This window comes from Planococcus daihaiensis, from assembly GCF_049262615.1.
Taxonomy (GTDB): Bacteria; Bacillota; Bacilli; order Bacillales_A; family Planococcaceae; genus Planococcus.
This window is the reverse complement of record NZ_CP175504.1, coordinates 1,557,419-1,579,799: the sequence shown is the minus strand read 5'-3', so window position 1 is coordinate 1,579,799 and position 22,381 is coordinate 1,557,419. Positions and strand designations below refer to the sequence as shown.

Sequence of the window (22,381 nt, the reverse complement as noted above, 5' to 3'; positions counted from 1 at the left end):
TTGGATTTCGTTTGTTCAATAAAGACAATTAAACGTGCTTATCAGCAGTGTACTTTGCCATCTTCAAGAGAAGGGGTTTGGACTTTTTTTTACCCCCCAACGGAGTGAAGTCAAAATGAAGATAAATTCTTGAGATCTGACGACCTTCTTTACGACTGACGGCCGAAGGTGTAATTTCGATTTCTCTAATAAGCAATCGTAAAAGTTCTTTTTTATCCTGCGGGTCGGCTTGCTTCATTATTTCATCGATATTTTTAACCAAATAATGCAGAGCCATCAGGTTTATCGGCTGCGTGCTTGTGAAAGACAATTCATGTTCTATTGCGAGCAGCTCTTGGGAAAGGGCTGCTTTTTCTCGTTGCTGCTCTTTTAATTTTTGCGCAAAAATTGCAGCTAAGTCAAGATCAGCCATTAACTTGGTACTGATATTTTCTATAAATTGCGGGCTCTGTTTGATAGCTTTTAACAATCGGCGTTGCTCATATAACAATGGCTAATTCAAATAGAGAAGCTGCATTTGTTGTGAAAAATATTTTGAGGAACAGACTTTGTGTTGAAAAAGTTGAGACATGATGGACCTGGTATCTTTTGATGAATATCTTAGAGTAAATTTTGACAAGAATGAATTGTTGTATGCGGAAAACCAATGGATGAATACTGATGATCTGTGGCAACTTTACGGTGAGCCTGATGAAGACATCGCTCGGGTTCTTGGCGAACACCTTTATCAGTACCGTACTTCATATCAGCTAACGCAGAAAAAGATGGCAGAAATAATCGACTTAAGCATCGGTACCATTAAAAGATTGGAAAAGAGGTACCACTCATGCTCCGACGGCAAGAAAATGCGCGTCTTTGCAAGGACGAGACAAATTATCGAAAAGTTAGCAGAAGAGCATTTGTGAAATGAAAAACCATTATCGAGTAGATTCTATGGAAAGATTTACATGGATAAAAATAAAGAGGCATAGGTACATGCCTCTTCTAATCCTTTGGTTTCTAAGCAATGATCAAGTCAGTTGCCGAAAAAGTCTTCAATATCCATGGATTCTGGTAGTAATATGGTTGATGAACTACTATTATACTTTGCTGTAGCACTCTGGAGTGACCCGTCTGTTAACATATTTTTAATGTGAGCATTTAGTTTTTCATGCAATTCTTGGTGTTCAGGAGGTAGAGCAAAAGCAAAGTACCAAAAGTATCCACTATCGTAATCTCCTGACTGGTCAAAAGGGTGTGTTAAAAGAACATGTTGTTGATTTTCTAGACTATACTTTTCTTCCATTTCTTCTAAAGGAATTTTCCAATCCATCATAATGTCTAGTCTGAACTCACGTTCTTCTGGCTCCCTATATATATTTCTGATAGCTATGACTCTATCTAAACCATCTTGGTAATAATAAGTTAATCCTTCCTTTTGAAAAAAGGATTCTAATATTTCTCTTCCCAACAAATTTAGGGATGGTGTCTCATAAACGACTATATCAGGATTGCCATCCTTAGATACTTCTAAACTACCAGTTACCTCTTGGACAACAGTAACATCGTATTCCTCGTCTGTAATTACCACATCACTACTATCGTACTCTTCATCAGACGTATTCTCTGTCACAGCTGAAACATAATCATAATTAGTTAAGACATACTCTTCAGTCATCCTATTGTAAGGTACAGTGTATTGGAATGCATGGTCATATACACTTATTCTTTCATCTTCTAGTTGTGTAAACTCCATATCATAAGGATTAACGTTCTCAAGATTGGATCCAGTAATGGTTAATACAATGCTATCATCTTCTACTTTTATATTTTCAAATGTATAAGAGAGATTCTCTACTCCGTTTATGTATACGATTTTCCCTGTATTATCGTCAAAAAATTGTATATCAATGGGACCGTATTCTTCGTTAAACCACAAACCTTTTACATCATCAATAGAAAAGTTTGTAGTCTCTGTTGAATTTGAAAGACCATCATCTTTCTCGGTGTCCCTACTGTTCTCAATATTATCACTGCTAGTATCACTATCATTACTGCTGGTGCTGTTATTATTGTTACAACCAGCTAATATAAATATAAGAAGAATACTTAAGCTGATTATATATAAGGTGTTTTTCATATGTGGACCTCCAAATTAATAATTTTTTCATGGCAAAATGCTGGGGGAGAACTACTCATAATTTTAAACTTTTAAATATACAAGTAAATATTGATTTTGATTTTCGGCTACCGATATTGCAGTCTGATTATTTAGATCAGCCGCATTTGGATTGGCCCCGTATTCCATCAACTTATGTACGATTTTAGGGTCAACACCTCTAATCACAGCTTCCATAATAGGGTTTCTCTGGTTTTGCCCAAAGCGCATATTTACTTTGGCCCCATGCTTTAAAAGTAAATCCACAGTATAATAATTATTTTTGTATATAGCATATGCAAGCGCATGAATATTTTCACTATCTTTAGCATTTACAGGGATTCCCGCTTCTAATAGGTCTTTCAACATAGCGTCATCGTCCATTGCAAGCGACAGTAACAAGCTTCCTGATCGAACTGTAGCTCTTGACCAGTCTATCTTTCTTTTTAATAACTCTTTAACTTCATTATTGTTACCAGCTATTATTGCTTTAAAAAGTTTACTCTCTGTATCGAACGACCAAGTTGCGTCAGCCAAATCAGCTAATTCAGCTAATCTTTTGAAAAACATACTCTATTCCTCCTTTTACTAGAAACATTCTTCTGGTATTTCTTTAAACCGCCTTGTTGGAGAAACACCATTAGTCGGTGAGATGAGCCAGCCTTGTTTGCATTCGAGACATATGCATTCAATATCTGATGCGCCTATAAATCCTGAAAAGAATCCTAGTGGACCTGCCACGATTCCCCCTGCTAACGCTCTGCTTTTATCAAATCCATATGGTTGTAATACATAAGATTCAGAGCTACATGAGGGACAGTAGGATTCAATCCAAGGAGCCAATCCTTGACAATGAGGACAACGTTTGTAATTTTTGTCTAATGAAAAATCGCAGTGTCTACAGTAACTAGTTTTCATATATACCCTCCATAGTCTTAGAATAAATTTAATAACAGTAAATTATATCATATTTGCTAATCGATATAATCTATTTAATAGTATTTTATATTCATTTAATTTTTATTAGTAGGCATAAAAAACTATTTTTTGCTTTGAACTATATTAACGAGACACGAAGAAGAAGTGTTACTCGAGCGACTAATACATTTACTATAGCCGTACATACATCACATTCATTTTAAATTTGCGATATAAGTTGTTGAAATTGCCTGTGTTATTTCTTGTATTATGAGGTTATGAGGAGGATTAATGTAGGGGATGTGTAAGTTAGATTTAGACCGAAGGCATTTGGTGGTTTTTTCTTGCTAATTTTAATAGCTCATATCCTCATTTGCTGCAATAATACCGAGTAGTGATTGTTTTGTATGGAATCTGATGTATTTCTGCCCTTGTTTTCAATAGCCTTTCATCTTTGTTAATCTTCGCGCAAAGAGTATTTTGTTAAGGCACTGTCGTTGATTGGATCCCATCCATAGAAATGCATAAATCTGTTGTCCAATCCTCGCATACTTGAATGTCTCTAACTCTATAACAATAATATTAGGGGTTACTTGAATTGGTGCAACGGTCTTTCATTTTTTTCCAAATTCCAAGTAAACGAGTGTCCAATTGTCACTGGATAAATTTCATGAATTCATCAGGCTTTTAAAGGATTTTGGTGAATTTTATCATCTTGGACTGCTGGTGTTTTCTCATTACAGGTTTTTGGACATAAAAATAGCCTCCTACATATGTAGTAGAAGGCTAAAGGTAGATTCATCACCTGGACTACCACTTAACAATTATTCAAATCCAGAATCCAATATTATGTCATTTATATAGATTTTTGAATTGGGGGACTATGTGAGAATCGGACCTACTGATCATGTCACATAGGCCCTGCAGGGTTTTGAAGACCCATTTTTTAATTTACCCTATCCAACGTTACAGTGAGCCTTACCACAAATAAATAAGGTTTTTATCAAGGAATCCCAATTCATTTAACACAGCCCTTATACTAAAAAACCAAGAGGTGACATTATGAGAGAATATTTAAAAAAACTCATGAATAAGAAACCTATTGTATACGGGGGATTGTATTTGAGTTTAATTCCACTCTACGCCGTCGCATACACTCTTCTGCCGGAGTCAAGCATGCAACTGAATAATCATGAGTCGGGATTATTCAGTTTTTTTTATTTTAGTATTATCACAATAACGACTCTGGGCTATGGGGATATCACACCTATCGGAAAACTGGGCCAATTGCTTACTGCATCAGAAGCCCTTTCAGGAATCATTTTAATCGGTCTATTTCTAAATGCTTTATCTCATCAGCGTGGAGTTGAAGTTCAGGAAAATGAAAAGCAGAAGCAGCAAAAAAGAAATGAAGAGCGGGCAATAGAGAGGTTCTCAGCTTTTAATAAATTAATTGAGTTGAATATAACGAGATACAAAGTGTATTCGTATACAGTAACAACGCCTGTAAATGAGCGAAAGTCTGGCACTGTCCTGAATGAAGAGTTCAATTTTAATGACATGAAAGATCTGTTTAAACCAACATTCAGGCACTCTGATCATCATTTTACTCCAGCCATCGAATACTATTTTGAAAGCCTGAAAGAATTAGTCGACTCCATTGAAGAATTAGTAAAGTTGGGATATACACAGCTTTGGCCGGAAGTCGAAAATTTGTGCATCAAGTTTATAGCAGATTCAAAGGAACTGGACTTCAGTGCTTATATATTAAATCAGCCGAATGTAAAAATGGGTGAACAACAAGCGGCTGAAGTTGATGCGGAAATGATCAGGAATCACGAAGGGGAAGTTCAATTCCGTTCAAGTAATACTATCAACGCTTATGTTGCTCTTTATCATCTTATCCATGAAAGTTATGGGTTCATAAGAACATACCAGAAAATGACTTTGGAAATTACAAAAGTCGAACAGGGTTATGAGAATAATAGGATAAATCGCGTATAGATGATATTCATTAAATAGTAATCTGAATCAAGTTGTTTGGTAATTTTCTCTATAGATTGCGATAAATCTTTTTATATAAAATTCCAGCGCGATATTTCCCGGGAAATGATATCCTTTGATCAAATAGAACCATAAAGGAGGCTCCAAAATTGATCACCGAAACCGACTTGAAACATTTACAGCGATGTGTAGAATTGGCGGAAATGGCGTTGGAGAAAGGGGACGAGCCGTTCGGTTCCGTCCTTGTTTCAGCTGCCGGAGAAGTGCTTTTTGAAGATCATAACCACGTGGCGGGCGGCGACCATACGCAGCATCCGGAGTTTGCGATTGCTCGCTGGGCGGCAAACAACCTGGCACCGGAAGACAGAAGCAAGGCAACGGTTTATACCTCCGGGGAACATTGCCCGATGTGTGCGGCGGCTCACGGCTGGGTCGGCCTGGGGCGGATCGTGTATGCCAGTTCATCCGAGCAATTGGTCGGTTGGTTACGTGACTTGGGCGCACCGCCAGCACGTGTCCGCAATCTGGCCATTGAGGATGTCATCGTGGATGCGGAAGTGGATGGCCCTGATCCGGAACTGGCGGAGCGCGTCCATCAGCTCCATATTCGGTTGCATGCAACGAACCGTTAAAAAGTGCACGGTTTTTGTTCCAATGTTGCGCTGCGTCCTTCACCCCAATTGTTGTTATACTGGAAGAGCACCAAAAGCTGATCGAAGCTTTGGATGCTCTTTTTTTGTCTGCACCACAGATTTTACTAGCCAGGGAGTTGGAAATAGAAATGAATAAAAAAGACATAGCAGAGATTCGCAAACACTTTAAAATGGAGACGGATTTGCTCAAAATCGCTGATATTTATAATGTGTATATCCAGAAGGAAAGCACTGAAATCTTCCATGAGGAGAGCCGCTCCTTTTCGCTGTTGGACCGGGAACAGCAGGAATTGTTTCTGGCAAATTTCAAAAAGGTTTTAGGCGGGAAACTGGATCAGAAATTGTTTGAAGTGAAGTTTCAGCCGCAGGAAGAAGGACAGACGGACCATACGCAGCATATGTTATATGAGGGTCTTGAGACAGAAGACACAACGGAATGGCAGACGCATATGCAAGGGATTGCCTTGAAGATGATTCAGGAAGGCAAATACGAAAAAGATATGGTCGTCACGTTTATTCGCGGAAAATATTCTAAAACGACGAAACGCCAGCCGGATGAAACGGAAATCGACATGCGCGATGAAGTGTATTCCACGCCGTTTATCCTGTGCAGCATGAACCAGACCGAGCTGCCGAAAAGTTCGCTGGTGTTTGATTTTGTCGAGAAAGAATTCAAGTCGAACCTGGTGACGGATCCCGTCATCAAACTGACGTCGCCGATTGGCGGATTCCTGTTCCCGAGCTTTACGGACAACGCCGCGGACATCCATCACATCCTGTATTCGGCGAGCAAAGCCAACAAGCCGGATTTCCAGTTTATCGAACATGTCTTGAACGGCACTGAAATCGTGACGGCCGAAGAAGATAAAGCGGTGTTTGAGGAAATTGTCAAAGCTGTCATCGGGGAGGAAGTCAATTCGAAAACGCTGGCCAACGTCTATGATGAAATCAATGCCATGATGGTGGTGGATGAGGAATACGATGACGAAGATGAAGAGACGCCGACCTTGGACGCCAAAGAAATGGAACGAGTGCTGAAGGCGAGCGGCATCAAAGATGTGAGCACGGAGAAAGTGGAGCGGGCCTTCCAGCAAGTGGTGGAAGACAGAGCGTATGAGATGAAAGCGAGCCATATCGTGCCAAGTTACGCCTCCAAATCCATCAAAATCAGCACGAAAGTCGCGGATATCAAGATCAGCCCACAAGACTTACGTTACGTCAAAGAAGTCAATTACAACGGCAAACGCTGTCTGTTGATTGAGGTGGAAGAAGATACGATCATCGAAGGATTTAAGTTGATTGCGGAAGAAGAGCTGGAGTAGAAAAGAGCAGTGCGATTTTTCAACCAGACGGATCACAAACTTTACAAAAGGAAGACAGGCAAACAACCTGCCTTCCTTTTTTTTGTCTGTCATTCAAAAATGCACGATTTTCAGTATTTCAAAAAAACTTTTACTAAGTATGTTATGGTTATAGAGTCCCAAATATCTATATTAGAATATTTAGTTGAGTCTGTCTCTTTTTTTCACCAGCGAATTTCCGTTAATGAGGCAGTTTGGCGAAGCATTAAGAAAGATAACAAAGTCGAGAACCATGCAGACTCCATATAACTAGTTTCATAACAACCTGTAGTAAAATAATGGGTTCTTTAAGCACAAATCGTGCCTAAGGAAGCTTTTTTATATGAGAAAAATCGGGAGGTACCTATGATAAAATTTGAAAATGTAAGCAAAGTGTACAATGACGGATTTAAAGCAGTGGATTCCGTCAGTTTTGAAATTCCTGAAGGGGAGTTTCTGGTAATTATCGGACCAAGTGGTTCCGGGAAATCAACGACGATGAAAATGATCAATCAAATGATTCCACACACAACCGGAACCATCTCGATTGACGGCAAGGATATTACAAAGTTAAATGCCTCAGAATTGCGACGGAATATCGGTTATGTGATCCAGCAGATCGGATTATTTCCTCATTACACGATCGAAAAGAATATCGCGATTGTTCCCCAACTCAAAGGGTGGAATGAGCTGGAGACGAAAAAGCGGGTCAAAGAGTTGATGGAGATGGTCGGACTCGATCCGGAGATATTCAGCAACCGATACCCGAAAGAATTATCAGGCGGACAGCAACAACGTGTTGGTGTTGCCAGAGCGCTCGCATCCAATCCAAGCATCATCTTGATGGATGAGCCGTTTGGTGCCCTCGATCCAATCACAAGAGAACAATTGCAGGGCGAATTAATTTCCTTGCAGCAAAAACTGAAAAAGACCATTGTTTTCGTAACGCACGATATGGATGAAGCGTTAAAACTTGGTGATCGAATTGCTATCATGAAAGACGGCAATTTACTTCAATTGGATACCCCCGAGAAATTATTGCAAGAACCGGCTTCCGGTTTTGTCGAAGAATTCATCGGCAAAGAACGAATTATTCAAAATCCGGAACTTATGCCAGTTGGAGAAGTTATGTCGGAAACAGTCCTAACTTCTTATCCGAACCGGTCTCCTGAAAAATCGCTTGCCATAATGCGCAAACATAAAAAAACGATGCTGGTGATCGTGGATGAAGATGACGTTATGCTCGGCGTCGTCTCTGCGTACGACGTGATCAAGCAAATGGACAACATCAAAACCATAGAAGAGATTATGGTAAACGCCGAACCGTTCCTATGGAGCTCACAAAGCGCCAAAGATGCAATTATTATGATGTCACAGGCCACACTCGGAATCATTCCGGTCGTGGATGATGCCAAGAAGGTTGTTGGATTAGTAACGCGCGGATCACTGCTTTCGGCGTTGTCCAGTCAGTGGACAGAATTGGAGGCAACTAATGAATAACTTAAACTTATGGGAACAAATTGTTCAACAAACGCAAATGCGTTGGATGGAAGTGCTTGAAGCGACTTTTGTCCATATCCAATTAGTATTCTTTTCCATGCTGATGGCCGTCGTACTCGGCGTCGCGTTAGGCATTCTGATTACACGTGTACCAAAGCTCGTACCTTTTGTCTTGGGCGGCACCGGTATTATGCAGACGATACCAAGTCTTGCTGTACTCGGCTTCCTGATCCCGATTTTCGGGATTGGCGTGAAAACAGGGATTGCGGCATTGTTTTTGTATTCACTCCTGCCGATTGTCCGGAACACGTATGCCGGCATTAAAGGTGTAGACAAGGCAACTTTGGAAGCGGCCAAAGGAATGGGCATGACCAGCAGTCAAATCCTGCTGAAAGTAGAACTTCCTTTATCCGTTTCAATTATCATGGCCGGTATTCGTACCGCAGCCGTTATCAACGTAGGTAATGCTACATTGGCCGCATTTATAGGAGCGGGCGGACTTGGAGATTTTATCTTCCTCGGAATTACGCGGGGCATAGACGGATTAATCTTCCTGGGAGCTATTCCAGCCGCCATATTGGCGATCATGCTTGAATTTTCTTTTAACAAGCTGGAACGCTGGACTACACCAGAAGGGCTGAAATAATATGAAGCGAATAAAACTTTTATTTCTTTCATTTGTATTTCTCGCAGCACTGCCTTTATCGGGCTGCATTTTAACAAGTGATGATTCTCTTTCCATCGGATCAAGAAATAATACGGAAAGTATTATTTTATCCAGCGTCATGGGGCAATTGATTGATGATCAAACAGATCTGAATATCATCTACCGCGAAAACCTCGGTGGCTCCAACGTTGTCTGGAATGCAATGATGAACGGCAGCATCCAACTGATTCCTGACTATACAGGGACGATTGTCATTACGTATTACGGTGAAACCCCTGGTACAGCTGATGAGACTTTGGCGAAGACCAAAGAACTTGTGGCTGAGGACGGTATCGTAGCGTTCAATACATTCGGCTTTAATAATACGTACACACTGGCACTTGACGAAGGGGAAGCAGAGCGGCTGGATATAAATACGTTCAGTGACTTTGCGGAACATTCAAATCAATATACGCTTGGAGCGGTATTCGAATTTATTGACCGTCCGGATGGTCTGCCTGGGTTTGAAGAAGAATACAATCTGGCGTTTGATGATGTGAAAGGGATGGATCACGGGATGATGTACCGTGCCATTGATGCAGGCGAAGTGGATGTCATCAACTCCTACACAACAGACGGCCAATTGCAGATTTATGATTTGCGTGTGCTCGAAGACGACAAATCCTATTTCCCGCCTTACCACGCACTTCCTTTATTATTGAAGGAAACGCTTGATCAGTATCCTGAACTCGAAGGTGTACTGCAGCAGCTGGAAGGCAAAATCGATGAAGAAACGATGCAGGCGATGAATGCCAAAGTTGATAATGAAGGCATGATGGTTGAAGTCGTAGCGAAGGAATTTTTAGAGGAAGCTGGCTTAATCGAGCAGTAGAAGCAATGCATAACGCAAATCGCTTTACCATAAACAGAGAGCAAGCCGAATTACCAAGTTTTGCACAATAAACTTGCGTAGTTCGGCTTGTTTTTTTTAATCCTGTTTATAAAAATCGAGCTTCAATAATCAGTTAACCGGCCATTGTCATTCCACTGGCCGTACATTTTGTTTTCTCGTGTGTTTTGGATGAACTTATCCAACCGCTTATTGAAAATTTCCGGATCATATTCCTTGTAACCCTGGATGTTATCAATCCGGATCCGCCGGTACAGTTCGGGAAAATTCAAGAAATTCTGATAGACTTGTGCGTCTTCTTTCAGCCGGGCTTCAATTTCCGGGTCGATCGTAAACGATTCGGCCCGCATATCGGGGAGGATTTTCAGTCCTTGTTCTTTCATCAATCCTAATTTTTCCAGCCTTCTGACCCGTTCTTTGTTCAATTCGGTCCAGTTGCTCCTGTTCTTTCGTGGAGAAAATCGTTGAGCGGTTTCCGTAGCGGATATTTTCTTCCTGATGCCGTCAATCCAGCCAAAGCATAACGCTTCCTCGACGGCATCCAAATATTGAATGACACCGGGCCGTTTCGCCATGCTGACGACGACCCAGCAGCATTGCTCTGTCGTTGAATATTCCTCCAGCCAAGCTCTTAGTTCTTGTCGGGATGTCACTTTTAGCAAATTCTCAATTTCCATGATTAAACAACTCCGTTCGGAATCAGAATGGATGTCCCATTTGAAATGTTAATAAAATATTATTTATTTCATAATTATGATAGTTATCTGCGAAATAGGGTAATGAAATCATATTAGAGAAAATGGGAGATTCTGCTGACAGACACGGCAATAACTGGATGAAAGGAGGGAGAAACCTTGGTAAGAGAAGATCGATTACGGAAAGAGAACGAGATAAACCCATTTACCGACATTTGGCTCCGCACGCGTGAAACCGTCCGTTTTGTCATTGAACGGAAATCTGCCAAATTCATCATTCTGCTCATTGTGCTGACGGGTTTTGCATCCGGTCTGATCGGTCTCATGAACACCCGCAGCGCCGATATGGAACCGTGGGCAGCCATTTTACAGGCATTGATCACCGGTCCGATCGGGAGTGCTTTCGGCTATTTCATCGGCGCTGCCATATTGATCCTGGTTGGACGAATGTTCAAAGGAACAGCGAACTATCCGGAAATGTTCAAGGCGCTTGCGACAGCGCAGATCCCGCAAATTTGGCTGCTGCCGCTGCTGATCGTCTGGGCACTGGCATCACCGGAAACTTTCTTCGCGGACCGAATGGCTGTTGAAGGCGATCCGATTGTGGTCATCATGTCCATTGTGATGGCGGTCGTTTCCGTTTGGACTTTTGTTATCGTCTGCAAAGCGGTAGGTGAAGCGCATAACGTCTCATCCTGGAAAGGATTTTTCATCGTTCTGATACCAGGTTTCATTATCACGATCTTTGTTCTTATTATCGTCTTTGTGCTGTTCGCTTCGTTCTTTAACCAATTCACTTAAAGGAGGGTTTGGTTCCTGAAAGAGTTATTTCGCTAATCAAACACGATATCCTCTTTGACGGCCAAGAATCATTCGTTGCCAGATTTCTGATGGAGCGTATGCCAACGCTGGAGCTGTTGGTATACGCTCTTTTATAATTTGCATCAAGCCAGCCTGCAAAAGCCTTTCATACAGAACTCTTCCCGACTGTTTCCACATTTCGGCACCGCCTAAAAAGATTTCCCTCCATTTAAATCCTTATTACTGTTCAGTGCATCTCTAGTTTAGTATAATTCTAATGTAAGAATTATTATCTGCCGTCAACAATGCGCGGCAACAATAGTTTTAGACGGAAGTTTACTATTTTTCATTATTAACTAGGAGGTTTTAAAGAATGGGAAACAATGAATATGAGAACAACGATCAAAAACGCCATACAGCAGCATCAGATGCACAATGTCCGGTAACGGGCGGAGGCGGACCAAGCAGCCAAACAGGCGGGCACACTGATAGTGCCATTACGACTTCAAACAAGCCAGGCAAAACGCAAAACAAAGACTGGTGGCCGAATATGCTGAATGTCAACATTCTGCACCAGCATGATACAAAATCGAATCCACTCGGGGAAGAATTTGACTACAAAGCGGAATTTGAGAAATTGGATTATGCTGCATTAAAGCAGGATATGCGCGATTTGATGACAAACAGCCAGGAATGGTGGCCAGCGGATTACGGTCATTACGGCGGTTTATTCATCCGTATGTCATGGCATGCCGCAGGTACCTACCGCAATACAGACGGCCGCGGAGGCGGTGCTACAGGTAACCAGCGTTTTGCGCCGCTTAACAGCTGGCCGGATAACGTAAACTTGGACAAGGCACGCCGTTTGCTGTGGCCGATCAAGAAAAAATACGGAAACAAAATTTCCTGGGCCGATTTAATTGTAATGGCAGGCAACGAAGCACTTGAGTCGATGGGCTTCAAAACCTTTGGATTCGGGGCAGGCCGTGAAGACATTTGGGCACCGGAAGAAGACGTTTACTGGGGCAATGAAAAAGAGTGGTTGTCGGATAACCGTTATTCAGGGGATCGCGAATTGGAAAACCCTCTTGCTGCCGTTGAAATGGGCTTGATTTACGTGAATCCGGAAGGACCAAACGGTAAACCGGATCCGCTTGCAAGTGCATTCGATATCCGCGAAACATTTGCGCGCATGGGAATGAATGATGAAGAAACAGTTGCGTTGATCGCAGGTGGACACACATTCGGTAAGGCTCACGGAGCTGGAGATCCTTCCAACGTAGGTGACGATCCGGAAGCCGCCGTTATGGAAAACCAGGGTCTTGGCTGGAAGAGCTCGCACGGTTCAGGAAAAGGCCGCGATACGATTTCAAGTGGTATTGAAGGCGCTTGGACTGCCAACCCGACACAATGGGATAACGGATTCTTCGAACAATTATTGGGCTACGAGTGGGAGTTGACGAAATCTCCTGCCGGCGCATACCAATGGACGGCAAAAGATTTGTCAGAAGAGCAGATGGCACCTGATGCAGAAGATTCTTCTATTAAAGTGAAAACGATGATGACAACTGCAGACATGGCACTTCGCACGGATCCGGCGTACGAAAAAATTTCACGCCGTTATTACGAGGATATGGAAGAGTTCCAAGATGCGTTTGCACGTGCATGGTTCAAACTTCTTCACCGCGACATGGGACCAATCGATCGCTATTGGGGACCAGAAGTTCCGGCAGAAGAATTGATCTGGCAAGATCCGGTACCGGCAGCACCAGGTACTTTGAAAGATAAAGAATTGGATGAGCTGAAAGTAAAAATCCTTGAAAGTGGCTTAAACCCGCAGCAATTGGTTAAAACTGCTTGGGCTTCTGCCAGCACATACCGTGATTCAGACAAGCGTGGCGGTGCAAACGGAGCTCGCATCCGATTCGCTCCACAGCGCGGATGGGCAGCAAACGAGCCGGAAGAATTGGAAAAAGTGCTCAGCTTCTATGAAAAATTGAAAGCCGACACTGGCGATAAAATCAGTATCGCTGACCTGATCGTACTTGGAGGAAATGCTGCTATCGAACAAGCTGTGAAAGCGGCTGGATTCGATATGGAAGTACCATTTGCTCAAGGCCGCGGAGACGCACTCGAAGAACAGACGGATGCAGCAAGCTTCGATGTGTTGGAGCCGCTTGCAGACGGCTTCAGAAACTTCCAGAAAAAAGAATATGCAACAAGCCCGGAAGAAATGATGCTTGATAAAGCACAATTGCTTGGTTTGACTGCACCGGAAATGACAGCACTTGTCGGCGGTATGCGCGCACTTGGCGCAAACTACGGCGGCGCAACTGAAGGAGTCTTCACCGACAGAGTCGGCGTTTTGACAAATGATTTCTTCGTCAACTTGTTGGATATGAACATCGAATGGTCACCTGTAGAGTTCAACAAATACGAAGGTAAAAACAGTGCAACAGGCGAAACAGTCTACACTGCATCACGTTTTGACCTAGTATTCGGTTCTAACTCGATTCTTCGTGCAATTGCAGAAGTGTATGCACAAGACGACCACAAAGAGAAATTCGCTCGCGACTTCATCAAGGCTTGGAACAAAGTGATGAACGCTGACCGTTTTGATCTGAAAAAATAAACAAAAAATTCCGTATCAGGATCCTTTTGCCGCAAGCACTCTAAGTGCTTGCGGTTTTTTGATTTAAGTGAAAAGATAAAAGAATCCGGTATAATCACTTTTCAGCACGCTTTCGAGCAAAAAAGGGGATGTGGTTCAAATGAATTTCAAAATTAAAGTGGAACAAATGCAAATGGAGCATGAAGAGTTATTTAAAGAGGATGTTTTACATATTTTTAATGGGCAACTAATGTACGATGAATTTCATGCAGATAAACTGATGGGCAATTCGGATTCCGTTCCGTTCAATGAAGCGATGTGTGTTCACTCCACTTCAAAATAAGTGCTGGATGATGAATTTGTCCGGCTGCGTGCAGCTGGACATAAGGATTCAGTTGAAAATTACAGGAGAATGGTTGTAGCGCCTTTAGGACCGTTATTCCAAAATCAGTATAAAGTGGTCGTTTTATGGTTTGGTGAAGACGTGTTTTGCCAGATGAACCTATTAACCGCATTAGCTTTTTTGGAGCAGTCTGAATATCAGGGAAGAGTCATTTTAAACAGTTTTCGGGATAGAGAAGTTAAAGTGGATCAGACGGAACTCAATTTAGGCAGTTATCATAAAGTATATGAAGAAGTTTTGCTGAATCACCAGAAACCAGCCGGGGAATTAATGCCAGTCATGCAGCAGGCGGTGGAACTGCAGTTAAATATGTTTGCTGAAGAGAACAGCGTTACGCAATATATTGAGAATCATGCCAGCCTGTCCGCCGCTGAATTAGTTAAACAATTGATGACTCAATTTCCGGAACTGGGGTATGGCGACACACAATATATGGAAATCATTGAACAAGCGCGCGGTTAAAAGTGACCACCACCAAACGGCTTTCGCGAACGGTGCTGAATTATTTGGACATTCAGAATTTCAGGAGCCATAAATTTAAAATCAGCAAAGCCCGCAACCTGGATCGTTCAGGATTGCGGGCTTTAGTGGTTTATTTCGGAATCTATAGCTGGTCGGCATTAGCGATGCTGATCGACCAGGATCGGGTTGCCGTCGGGGTCTTCGACTATGAAGCTGGCCGGGCCTTCGCCCGTTTCATCCACTTCGGTGAGGAATTTTACGTCGCGGGCTTTCAGTTTTTGCTGAAGCTCGCGGACATTGGTGAAGTCCTCCAGATTCTGTGCATTCTGATCCCAGCCGGGGTTGAATGTCAGCATGTTCTTTTCGAACATGCCTTGGAACAGTCCGATGATTGTTGTGCCGTTTTTTAGGATGAGCCAGTTTTGTTCAATATCGCCGCCCAGAGTTTCAAAGCCGAGCTTTTCGTAAAAATCTTTTGAAGCACGGATGTCGCTGACGTTCAGGCTGATTGAAAAAGCACCTAATTGCATGAGATTCCCTCCAATTCGTATTTGAACTAAAATTATCTACTTCTCACATGACATATTCGTTGGCAAGCGCTTTTATTCCTTCCTGCAGCTTTTGAAGGTTTATTTCAAGGCAATTTTACTCGCAGTCTCATCCGCAAATTCGATATTCCCCTGAATGGTGCCGATGCCCTCGATGTCGAGCGCCTCCTCCGATTGGTGCGGCGGCTTTTCCGTGAAGATTTCCACTGTCTTTATTGTCATGAAATCCTTATCGAACACGGTCAGCACGGGACCTTGGAGAAAATGTTCCATTGCGCCGATCCGGATTTTCAAAAATTTTTGGTGAAGGGCCCGGTCACCCAAAATGATGATGTTCATCGGATCAAAACCGGCTGCCTTCATCTCGCCGGTAAGCGTCATTTTATGTCCGCTTCCTTCTGTGAAAGATTGAAAGGCTTTCTTCTTTTGATCTTCAATCGTTTTGATGATGCCATCCACATCGGCTTTATTGTCAGGAGCGGCAATGGATACAGGGCTGTAATCCGGATGGCGTTTTTTGAAAAAATGATACAAGTCGCGCTCGGAATGCATGAATTCCGCCTGCCAGCGGGGTAACAGTTGATCGAGTAAAAGACACAGGAACAGCCCGGAACTATAGCAGCTTTTTCGGATATGGACATGGGAATCTTCGGCATCCAGCAGCATACTGGCATAGCGCTGGAGCGCGTTTTCGCTGTTGCTGATGTCCCGCAGGGCTTGATATTCGACATAAAAGGCCGGCCCTTCAATCGTTTCGATGCGGTTTTCATAATTGACACAGGGTGCGTAAAGTCGGGTCCGTTTCTCGCGCAGTGTGATGAATTCATTGATCAGCTGCTGTTGCAGGTTGTTGGAATTTTCAAAAACGGCGTCGTGAAGCGCTTTGCGTTCCTGAATGCGGAGGTGGATATGCTCGGCATCGCTGGGGTAAGCGGGACCAATGGTTTCATTTGGAAAACGGCTTTCGCCCAGCGTATATTGATGGGCATGAAACGATTCATGGGCGATCAATGAGTAGATGTCTTCAAAGAAGTCGAAGTATCGAATATCGACAATAGCGGTTGGAACGTCTTCGAATAAAATATAGGTGCAGGCATAAAATTGATCATCTTTCGGAAAATGGATGGAGGATTTGTCTCTACATTTCGGATGGTTGAACAAATAGACGGTGCTTTCATCATAAAGGGCAAAAGCCTCTTCACCGAAGCCGTCCCAATAGTTTTCAAAATTCATGGAAGGCAATAACGCAACAATTTTCTCAACGGTATCTTGCATCGGCTCACCCTTTCCTGTCTGGATAGTATTGATTATAACGCAAAGGTTTATTGCCATATTTGTGGGAATTCCTATTTTTATTGGCGCACCTTATAAAAAGGCGGGTTTTTTTTATGGGCATTACAAAAACATTATGATATTATTCAACTATATGGTTGAATAGTTAGGCGTATTTTCAGAGAGGGGACATGGCAATGAACTCCAGGGAATTTAAAGACTTTGTTTACGGCGAATTTGCCCGCATCGGCAAAACCTTATCCAGTCCGAAGCGGATCGAATTATTGGATCTGCTGACACAGGGACCGAAATCAGTGGAGTTGCTGGCGTCCGAAACAAAAATGGGGATAGCGAATACTTCAAAACATCTGCAGGCTTTGCTAGATTCAAAATTAGTGTCATTTGCCAAAGAGAAAAATTATGTGATTTATGAATTGGCCGGTGAAGAGGTGATGCATTTGGTGATGGCATTACGAAGCACTGCAGAACAACGGATTGCCGACATTAATATTGTCAGGAACGAATTTATCTTAAAAAACGATGACTTTGACAGTATCCAGCTGGAGGATCTGGCAGAGAAGATAAAAGAAGGCTCCATCACGTTGATTGATGTAAGGCCGATTGATGAATATACGGCCGAACATCTTCCGAGTGCGGTTTCCATGCCGGTTTCAGAAATCGAGGAGCGGCTGAATTTATTGCCGAAGGACAAAGAAATCGTAGCTTACTGCCGTGGCCCCTATTGTGTCTATGCCACGGAAGCGGTGGAACTTTTGCGCTCCAAAGGCTATAAGGCTTCATTGCTTGAATCCGGCATAAATGAATGGAAACAATTGCAGCAATAACTGCAGCAGGAATCGATCGAATTGTTTCGGCTCCATTTTACATGGAGCTCTTGCTGCTTCTAAAGATGGAGGTAAAGGATGAAGCATACTGAGATTGGCATAAGGGAAAATCGTGTTCAATTTATTTTACTGATCGTGACAAACTTATTTGTCGGAGCGATGGTCGGGATAGAACGGACGGTTCTGCCCATCCTGGGTGAAGAGCAATTCGGCTTGGCTTCAACAAGTGCTGCGCTGTCCTTCATCATCAGCTTTGGTTTCTCCAAGGCGATTGTGAATTATTTCGCGGGACAAGTGGCGGATAAATTCGGCCGCAAACGGGTCCTGTTGAGCGGCTGGATCATCGGCTTGTTCGTGCCCATCTTGATCATCTTCGCCCACGAATGGTGGGTGATTGTTGTGGCCAACATTCTGCTCGGGATCAACCAGGGCTTGACGTGGTCGATGACCGTCAACATGAAAATAGATCTTTCCCGGGCAAACCAGCGGGGCACGGCAGTCGGCTTGAATGAATTTGCCGGCTATTCCGGGGTGGCGATATTGGCCGCAGTGTCCGGCTATGTGGCGGCATCCTATTCACTTCGGCCCGAACCGTTTTACATCGGCATCGGCATCGTCATTGTCGGAATCTTATTATCGCTCATTGTGAAAGATACGGATCAGCATTTAAAAGTCCAGATCGATGCCAATGCCGATGACAATAAAACCAAAGAAACGCTGTCGGCAAAAGAGATATTCAAATTAACAACATGGAAAGACAAGAACCTTTCCGCCATCAGTATCGCGGGGTTGTCCACCAATCTGAAAGACGGCATGGCGTGGGGACTATTTCCGATTTACTTTATGACGGTCGGCTTGAGCGTTGCCGAGACGGGCATCGTTGTGGCGCTGTATCCGGCGGCATGGGGCTTTTTTCAACTGTTCACCGGGGTGCTCAGTGATAAAGTCGGCAGGAAAAAGCTGATTGTGTACGGAATGTGGACGCAAGCCGCGGCATTGTGGTTTATTTTGGTGGTCGACAGCTTTTCGATGTGGATCACCGGGGCGATCATTTTGGGCTTGGGGACGGCGATGGTCTACCCGACTTTGCAGGCGGCGATCGGCGATGTAGTGGCACCAACCTGGCGCGCATCTTCCATGGGGGTCTACAGATTCTGGCGGGACAGCGGTTATGCGTTCGGCGCACTGTTTGCAGGCGTAATCGCGGATTTGATCAACGTCACATGGGCGATTGGATTAGTGGCGTTGCTGCCGTTTATGGCCGGTCTGATTGCCCGCCTGCGTTTGGATGAAACCTTAAAAATTAAAGCTGAAACTAAATGATTTTCGCTGAGCTATTTTTTGAGATCGAGTCCTGGCGCCATGCTCGTCAGAAATTGAGGGGGATTTATTGGCACGACTGCCTGATTTGACCTTCAAACCCTATAAAAAAGGCAGCTTTTCTTTATTGCAGCCTGGAAATGGTATATAATTATCATTTAGAAGTAGAACTATTTACTTTAAGGCAAGTGCCAATAGATTTTACGAAAAACAGAGGCAGAAAAATGAGCTCCGGAAGTCCTGCTTGAGAACGAATGGGGCAGGAGGGCCGGCATTTTTTTGCAAATATATAATAGGATAAGGACGGGTATAATGAGCAGTGTACCAAAGAAAACAGACGTTATCTTAATCGGAGCCGGCGTGATGAGCGCTACATTGGGTTCAATGTTGAAAGAAGTGGCACCGGACTGGGAAATCAAAGTATTTGAGAAGCTCGAAAAAGCTGGAGCGGAAAGCTCCAATGAGTGGAATAATGCAGGGACAGGACACGCTGCGTTATGCGAGTTGAACTATACGCCGCAGAAAGCTGACGGCACGGTTGAAATTGACAAAGCGATTAAAATCAACGAACAATTCCATCTTTCCCGACAATTCTGGTCGTACCTGGTGAATAAAAAACGCATCAGCAATCCACAGGATTTCATCATGCCGATTCCACATTTGAGCATGGTGCAAGGCGAAGACAATGTAAAATTCCTGAAAAATCGTTTTGAAGCATTAACGCAGGTGCCGTTGTTCCAAGGAATGGAATATACGGATTCTGCTGAAAAGCTGAAAGAATGGATGCCGGTGATGATGGAAGGCCGCACTTCGACTGAACCGATGGCGGCAACGAAAATCGACTCCGGAACGGACGTCAACTTTGGCGCACTGACTGAAATGCTGTTCGAATATCTTCAAGAGGAAAATGTTGAAGTGAATTACGAACACACCGTCAAAAACATCAAACGGTTGAGCGACGGATCGTGGGAAGTTAAAGTCCACGACTTGAAAACTGATAAAATCGAATACCATACATCGAAATTCGTCTTTATCGGTGGCGGTGGCGGAAGCTTGCCCCTATTGCAAAAAACCGGCATTCCGGAATCCAAACAAATCGGCGGATTCCCGGTAAGCGGCATGTTCCTGGTCTGCAACGATCCGGAACTCGTCAATCAGCATCACGGCAAAGTCTACGGCAAAGCGAAAGTCGGCGCACCACCGATGTCCGTACCGCATTTGGATACGCGTTACATCGACAATAAAAAATCTTTATTGTTCGGACCGTTTGCAGGCTTCTCACCGAAATTCCTGAAAACCGGCTCGAACATGGACCTGATCGGCTCTGTGAAACCAAGCAACGTATTGACGATGCTGGCAGCTGGAGCAAAAGAAATGGGCTTGACGAAATACCTCGTTCAGCAAGTTATGCTGTCCAACGAAAAACGCGTGGAAGAATTGCGCGAATTCATCCCGACTGCAAAACTTGAAGACTGGGATGTAGTCGTAGCCGGCCAGCGCGTCCAGGTCATCAAAGACACGGACGAAAAAGGCAAAGGCACACTTCAGTTCGGTACGGAAATCGTTACAGCTGAAGACGGCTCGATTGCCGCACTTCTTGGTGCATCTCCAGGTGCTTCCACAGCCGTGCACGCAATGCTCGAGATTTTCAACAAATGCTTCCCGGAACACAAAGAAGCATGGGCACCGAAAATCAAAGAAATGGTCCCATCCTACGGCGTGTCCCTCGTGGACAACCCTGAATTATTCAAAGAAATCCACGAATTGACCGACAGAGCGCTTGCGTTGAACGAAACACAATACGCTACGACTGCGACAGCCGGAGCAGATGATAAATCAGTGAAAGAACGAGTGTAAATAATTGAAGGAGAAAGCCTCAGAATGATGGGGCTTTCTCCTTTTTTGTGTTTATGCGCGGAAAACAGAAAATATGTGTGCATTACCAATTATATGTGGGTTTAATCAATTTTCCGCCATCCCCTTAAGAAAGCTTTCGCCTGCGCGAAGGCTTTTTCATTTCTGCGAGACTGTCTTAAGATTTATTTTTTAACAAAAAATGGATTTATTTAAAAAATATAGTAATATTAATTGTAGTTGTATTGGACTGGTATTATATTTTATTAATAGTAAGTGCACATCAAAAAGGATGGGTGATACTGGATGGAATTTGAACTTGAGAATGGAACACTGATGTTGCCCTCTTTGCACATTATGATTGGGGCAGTGATTATAATTTATCTTTTAGTCCAATGGAGTAAAGAAATGAAAACAGATGGTTACAAGGTATATTTCTATTTTTTGATCAGTGCTTATACTATGCCGATTTATTCCCGCTATTCAAACGAAGGGGAATTTCAGCTCTGGTTTCCAGTAGGATTTGTCATCGTATTCTTTTACTTATTCCGCAGCGAAAGATACGATTGGGCTAAAATGAAAGCTGTTATCTTAGGACTTGGCGTTGCACTCTATCAGATAATTCGTCACTATTTCGGATAGGTTTGGAACACCCGTTAACCCGATGCATATAGACGTAAAAAAGCGCAAAATTCCGGAGCGAATTTTGCGCTTTTTGTATGGTTGATGCGGAAGATCGGCTTAAAAGTTTACAATCCTTTTTTAAAGAACGGCACTTTCTTCAACGCGATAACTGCCGGGATGGCTACTAGCAAGCCGACGCCGTTTTGGACGAGATTGCCTGGAATCGATGCTGCCGGGATGATGAAGCTGCTGAAAATAATTGCTTCGCCGATGTAATAGACGCCGAGCATTACCGGAATCGATGCGACGGCTGCAAGGATATTGAATGATTTGCTGTTGCCCATGCGCCCTGCTGACCAGGCGATTTGGCCGACGATATAGCCCTGCAGGCCGCGAGCGACGATGGTAATTGGCGCCCATAATGTCCATCCGGAAACGAGGTCGAACAGCCCCATGCCGACAGCGCCGGCAATGGCGGCTTTTTTAGGGCCGAACAGCATGGCGATGATGAACAGCATCGCTGTGCCGAGGTGGACCAGCCCGCCGTTTGCGGCGATCGGCAATCGGATATTCAATAATAAGGTCGCGACGAATACCAAGGCGATGGCCATGGAAGTGAGGATCAGGTTGAAAGTGCGTCTGTTGGTAACAGAAGTTGTGGCTACAGCAGTTTTTTGCATATGGATTACCTTCCTTTTTCAAGTCAATTTTTGGGGGTCAGGCAATTAAACAAAAAGAGTCATTGCCCAAGATGCTTTTGTATACTCGCTAACAATAGCAAAGCATTGACCCAGTTAAAAGTGCCAATTCTGGTTAATTCTTAGGGGTCAGATGATTT

The 22,381-nt window shown here is 43.5% G+C and carries 22 protein-coding genes; 15 read left to right on the top strand and 7 right to left on the bottom strand.

What is annotated here, in order from left to right; translation table 11 throughout:
• Window positions 1–28: 28 nt before the first annotated feature.
• Window positions 29–469 (bottom strand): hypothetical protein, encoded by a 441-nt coding sequence (locus DHX103_RS07520; RefSeq protein WP_422124657.1) that lies wholly within the window; start codon window positions 467–469, stop codon window positions 29–31.
• A gap of 100 nt (window positions 470–569) precedes the next feature.
• On the opposite strand from DHX103_RS07520, the gene DHX103_RS07515 reads away from it, so the two are divergent.
• Window positions 570–905 (top strand): hypothetical protein, encoded by a 336-nt coding sequence (locus tag DHX103_RS07515; RefSeq protein WP_422124656.1) that lies wholly within the window; start codon window positions 570–572, stop codon window positions 903–905.
• 110 nt (window positions 906–1,015) lie between these two features.
• Here the strand turns inward: DHX103_RS07515 and DHX103_RS07510 are convergent, their stop codons facing one another.
• Window positions 1,016–2,119, bottom strand: a complete 1,104-nt coding sequence (locus DHX103_RS07510) for a hypothetical protein (RefSeq protein ID WP_422124655.1) — start codon at window positions 2,117–2,119, stop codon at window positions 1,016–1,018.
• 63 nt (window positions 2,120–2,182) lie between these two features.
• Window positions 2,183–2,707 carry an ankyrin repeat domain-containing protein gene (locus DHX103_RS07505; protein ID WP_422124654.1) on the bottom strand — a complete coding sequence of 175 codons (525 nt, stop codon included), beginning with the start codon at window positions 2,705–2,707 and terminating at the stop codon, window positions 2,183–2,185.
• Between the two features lie 1,410 nt (window positions 2,708–4,117).
• Here DHX103_RS07505 and DHX103_RS07500 point away from each other — a divergent pair.
• The 6 genes from DHX103_RS07500 to DHX103_RS07475 all read left to right on the top strand — a co-directional run bounded on the left by DHX103_RS07500 (window position 4,118) and on the right by DHX103_RS07475 (window position 10,090).
• Window positions 4,118–5,059 (top strand): potassium channel family protein, encoded by a 942-nt coding sequence (locus DHX103_RS07500; RefSeq protein ID WP_422124653.1) that lies wholly within the window; start codon window positions 4,118–4,120, stop codon window positions 5,057–5,059.
• A gap of 149 nt (window positions 5,060–5,208) precedes the next feature.
• On the top strand, window positions 5,209–5,691 hold the full coding sequence (locus DHX103_RS07495; protein ID WP_422124652.1) for a nucleoside deaminase: 483 nt from the start codon (window positions 5,209–5,211) through the stop codon (window positions 5,689–5,691).
• Between the two features lie 149 nt (window positions 5,692–5,840).
• A complete protein-coding gene (locus tag DHX103_RS07490; protein ID WP_422124651.1) occupies window positions 5,841–7,034 on the top strand; it encodes a DUF4317 domain-containing protein in 1,194 nt (397 codons plus the stop codon).
• Window positions 7,035–7,418: 384 nt separating this feature from the next.
• On the top strand, window positions 7,419–8,552 hold the full coding sequence (locus tag DHX103_RS07485) for a betaine/proline/choline family ABC transporter ATP-binding protein (protein WP_422124650.1): 1,134 nt from the start codon (window positions 7,419–7,421) through the stop codon (window positions 8,550–8,552).
• Window positions 8,545–9,198 (top strand): ABC transporter permease, encoded by a 654-nt coding sequence (locus tag DHX103_RS07480; protein ID WP_422124649.1) that lies wholly within the window; start codon window positions 8,545–8,547, stop codon window positions 9,196–9,198. Before DHX103_RS07485 ends, DHX103_RS07480 begins: the two co-directional genes overlap by 8 nt.
• A gap of 1 nt (window position 9,199) precedes the next feature.
• Window positions 9,200–10,090: a glycine betaine ABC transporter substrate-binding protein gene (locus DHX103_RS07475; RefSeq protein WP_422124648.1), complete on the top strand. Its 891-nt coding sequence runs from the start codon at window positions 9,200–9,202 to the stop codon at window positions 10,088–10,090.
• A 122-nt stretch (window positions 10,091–10,212) separates the two neighbouring features.
• On the opposite strand, the gene DHX103_RS07470 is transcribed toward DHX103_RS07475, so the two are convergent.
• Complete coding sequence (locus DHX103_RS07470) at window positions 10,213–10,785, bottom strand: YdeI/OmpD-associated family protein (protein ID WP_422124647.1); 573 nt, start codon at window positions 10,783–10,785, stop codon at window positions 10,213–10,215.
• A gap of 177 nt (window positions 10,786–10,962) precedes the next feature.
• Between DHX103_RS07470 and DHX103_RS07465 the strand changes: the two genes are divergently transcribed.
• The 4 genes from DHX103_RS07465 to DHX103_RS07450 all read left to right on the top strand — a co-directional run bounded on the left by DHX103_RS07465 (window position 10,963) and on the right by DHX103_RS07450 (window position 15,080).
• Entirely contained in the window at window positions 10,963–11,604 is a 642-nt protein-coding gene (locus DHX103_RS07465; protein ID WP_422124646.1) for a Yip1 family protein, read from the top strand.
• Window positions 11,605–11,977: 373 nt separating this feature from the next.
• Window positions 11,978–14,236 (top strand): catalase/peroxidase HPI, encoded by a 2,259-nt coding sequence (gene katG / locus DHX103_RS07460; protein ID WP_422124645.1) that lies wholly within the window; start codon window positions 11,978–11,980, stop codon window positions 14,234–14,236.
• A gap of 139 nt (window positions 14,237–14,375) precedes the next feature.
• Window positions 14,376–14,558 (top strand): hypothetical protein, encoded by a 183-nt coding sequence (locus tag DHX103_RS07455; protein WP_422124644.1) that lies wholly within the window; start codon window positions 14,376–14,378, stop codon window positions 14,556–14,558.
• Between the two features lie 69 nt (window positions 14,559–14,627).
• Entirely contained in the window at window positions 14,628–15,080 is a 453-nt protein-coding gene (locus DHX103_RS07450) for a hypothetical protein (protein ID WP_422124643.1), read from the top strand.
• 158 nt (window positions 15,081–15,238) lie between these two features.
• Here the strand turns inward: DHX103_RS07450 and DHX103_RS07445 are convergent, their stop codons facing one another.
• Window positions 15,239–15,610, bottom strand: coding sequence for a VOC family protein (locus DHX103_RS07445; protein WP_422124642.1), 372 nt, complete (start codon window positions 15,608–15,610; stop codon window positions 15,239–15,241).
• A 99-nt stretch (window positions 15,611–15,709) separates the two neighbouring features.
• Window positions 15,710–16,903 carry a hypothetical protein gene (locus DHX103_RS07440; RefSeq protein ID WP_422124641.1) on the bottom strand — a complete coding sequence of 398 codons (1,194 nt, stop codon included), beginning with the start codon at window positions 16,901–16,903 and terminating at the stop codon, window positions 15,710–15,712.
• Between the two features lie 194 nt (window positions 16,904–17,097).
• On the opposite strand from DHX103_RS07440, the gene DHX103_RS07435 reads away from it, so the two are divergent.
• The 4 genes from DHX103_RS07435 to DHX103_RS07420 all read left to right on the top strand — a co-directional run bounded on the left by DHX103_RS07435 (window position 17,098) and on the right by DHX103_RS07420 (window position 21,561).
• On the top strand, window positions 17,098–17,745 hold the full coding sequence (locus tag DHX103_RS07435; protein ID WP_422124640.1) for an ArsR/SmtB family transcription factor: 648 nt from the start codon (window positions 17,098–17,100) through the stop codon (window positions 17,743–17,745).
• Window positions 17,746–17,823: 78 nt separating this feature from the next.
• On the top strand, window positions 17,824–19,068 hold the full coding sequence (locus DHX103_RS07430) for an MFS transporter (protein ID WP_422124639.1): 1,245 nt from the start codon (window positions 17,824–17,826) through the stop codon (window positions 19,066–19,068).
• A gap of 309 nt (window positions 19,069–19,377) precedes the next feature.
• Window positions 19,378–20,922, top strand: a complete 1,545-nt coding sequence (locus DHX103_RS07425) for a malate:quinone oxidoreductase (RefSeq protein WP_422124638.1) — start codon at window positions 19,378–19,380, stop codon at window positions 20,920–20,922.
• A 303-nt stretch (window positions 20,923–21,225) separates the two neighbouring features.
• A complete protein-coding gene (locus tag DHX103_RS07420; RefSeq protein ID WP_422124637.1) occupies window positions 21,226–21,561 on the top strand; it encodes a hypothetical protein in 336 nt (111 codons plus the stop codon).
• Between the two features lie 107 nt (window positions 21,562–21,668).
• On the opposite strand, the gene DHX103_RS07415 is transcribed toward DHX103_RS07420, so the two are convergent.
• Window positions 21,669–22,223, bottom strand: a complete 555-nt coding sequence (locus tag DHX103_RS07415; RefSeq protein ID WP_422124636.1) for an ECF transporter S component — start codon at window positions 22,221–22,223, stop codon at window positions 21,669–21,671.
• Window positions 22,224–22,381 lie beyond the last annotated feature (158 nt).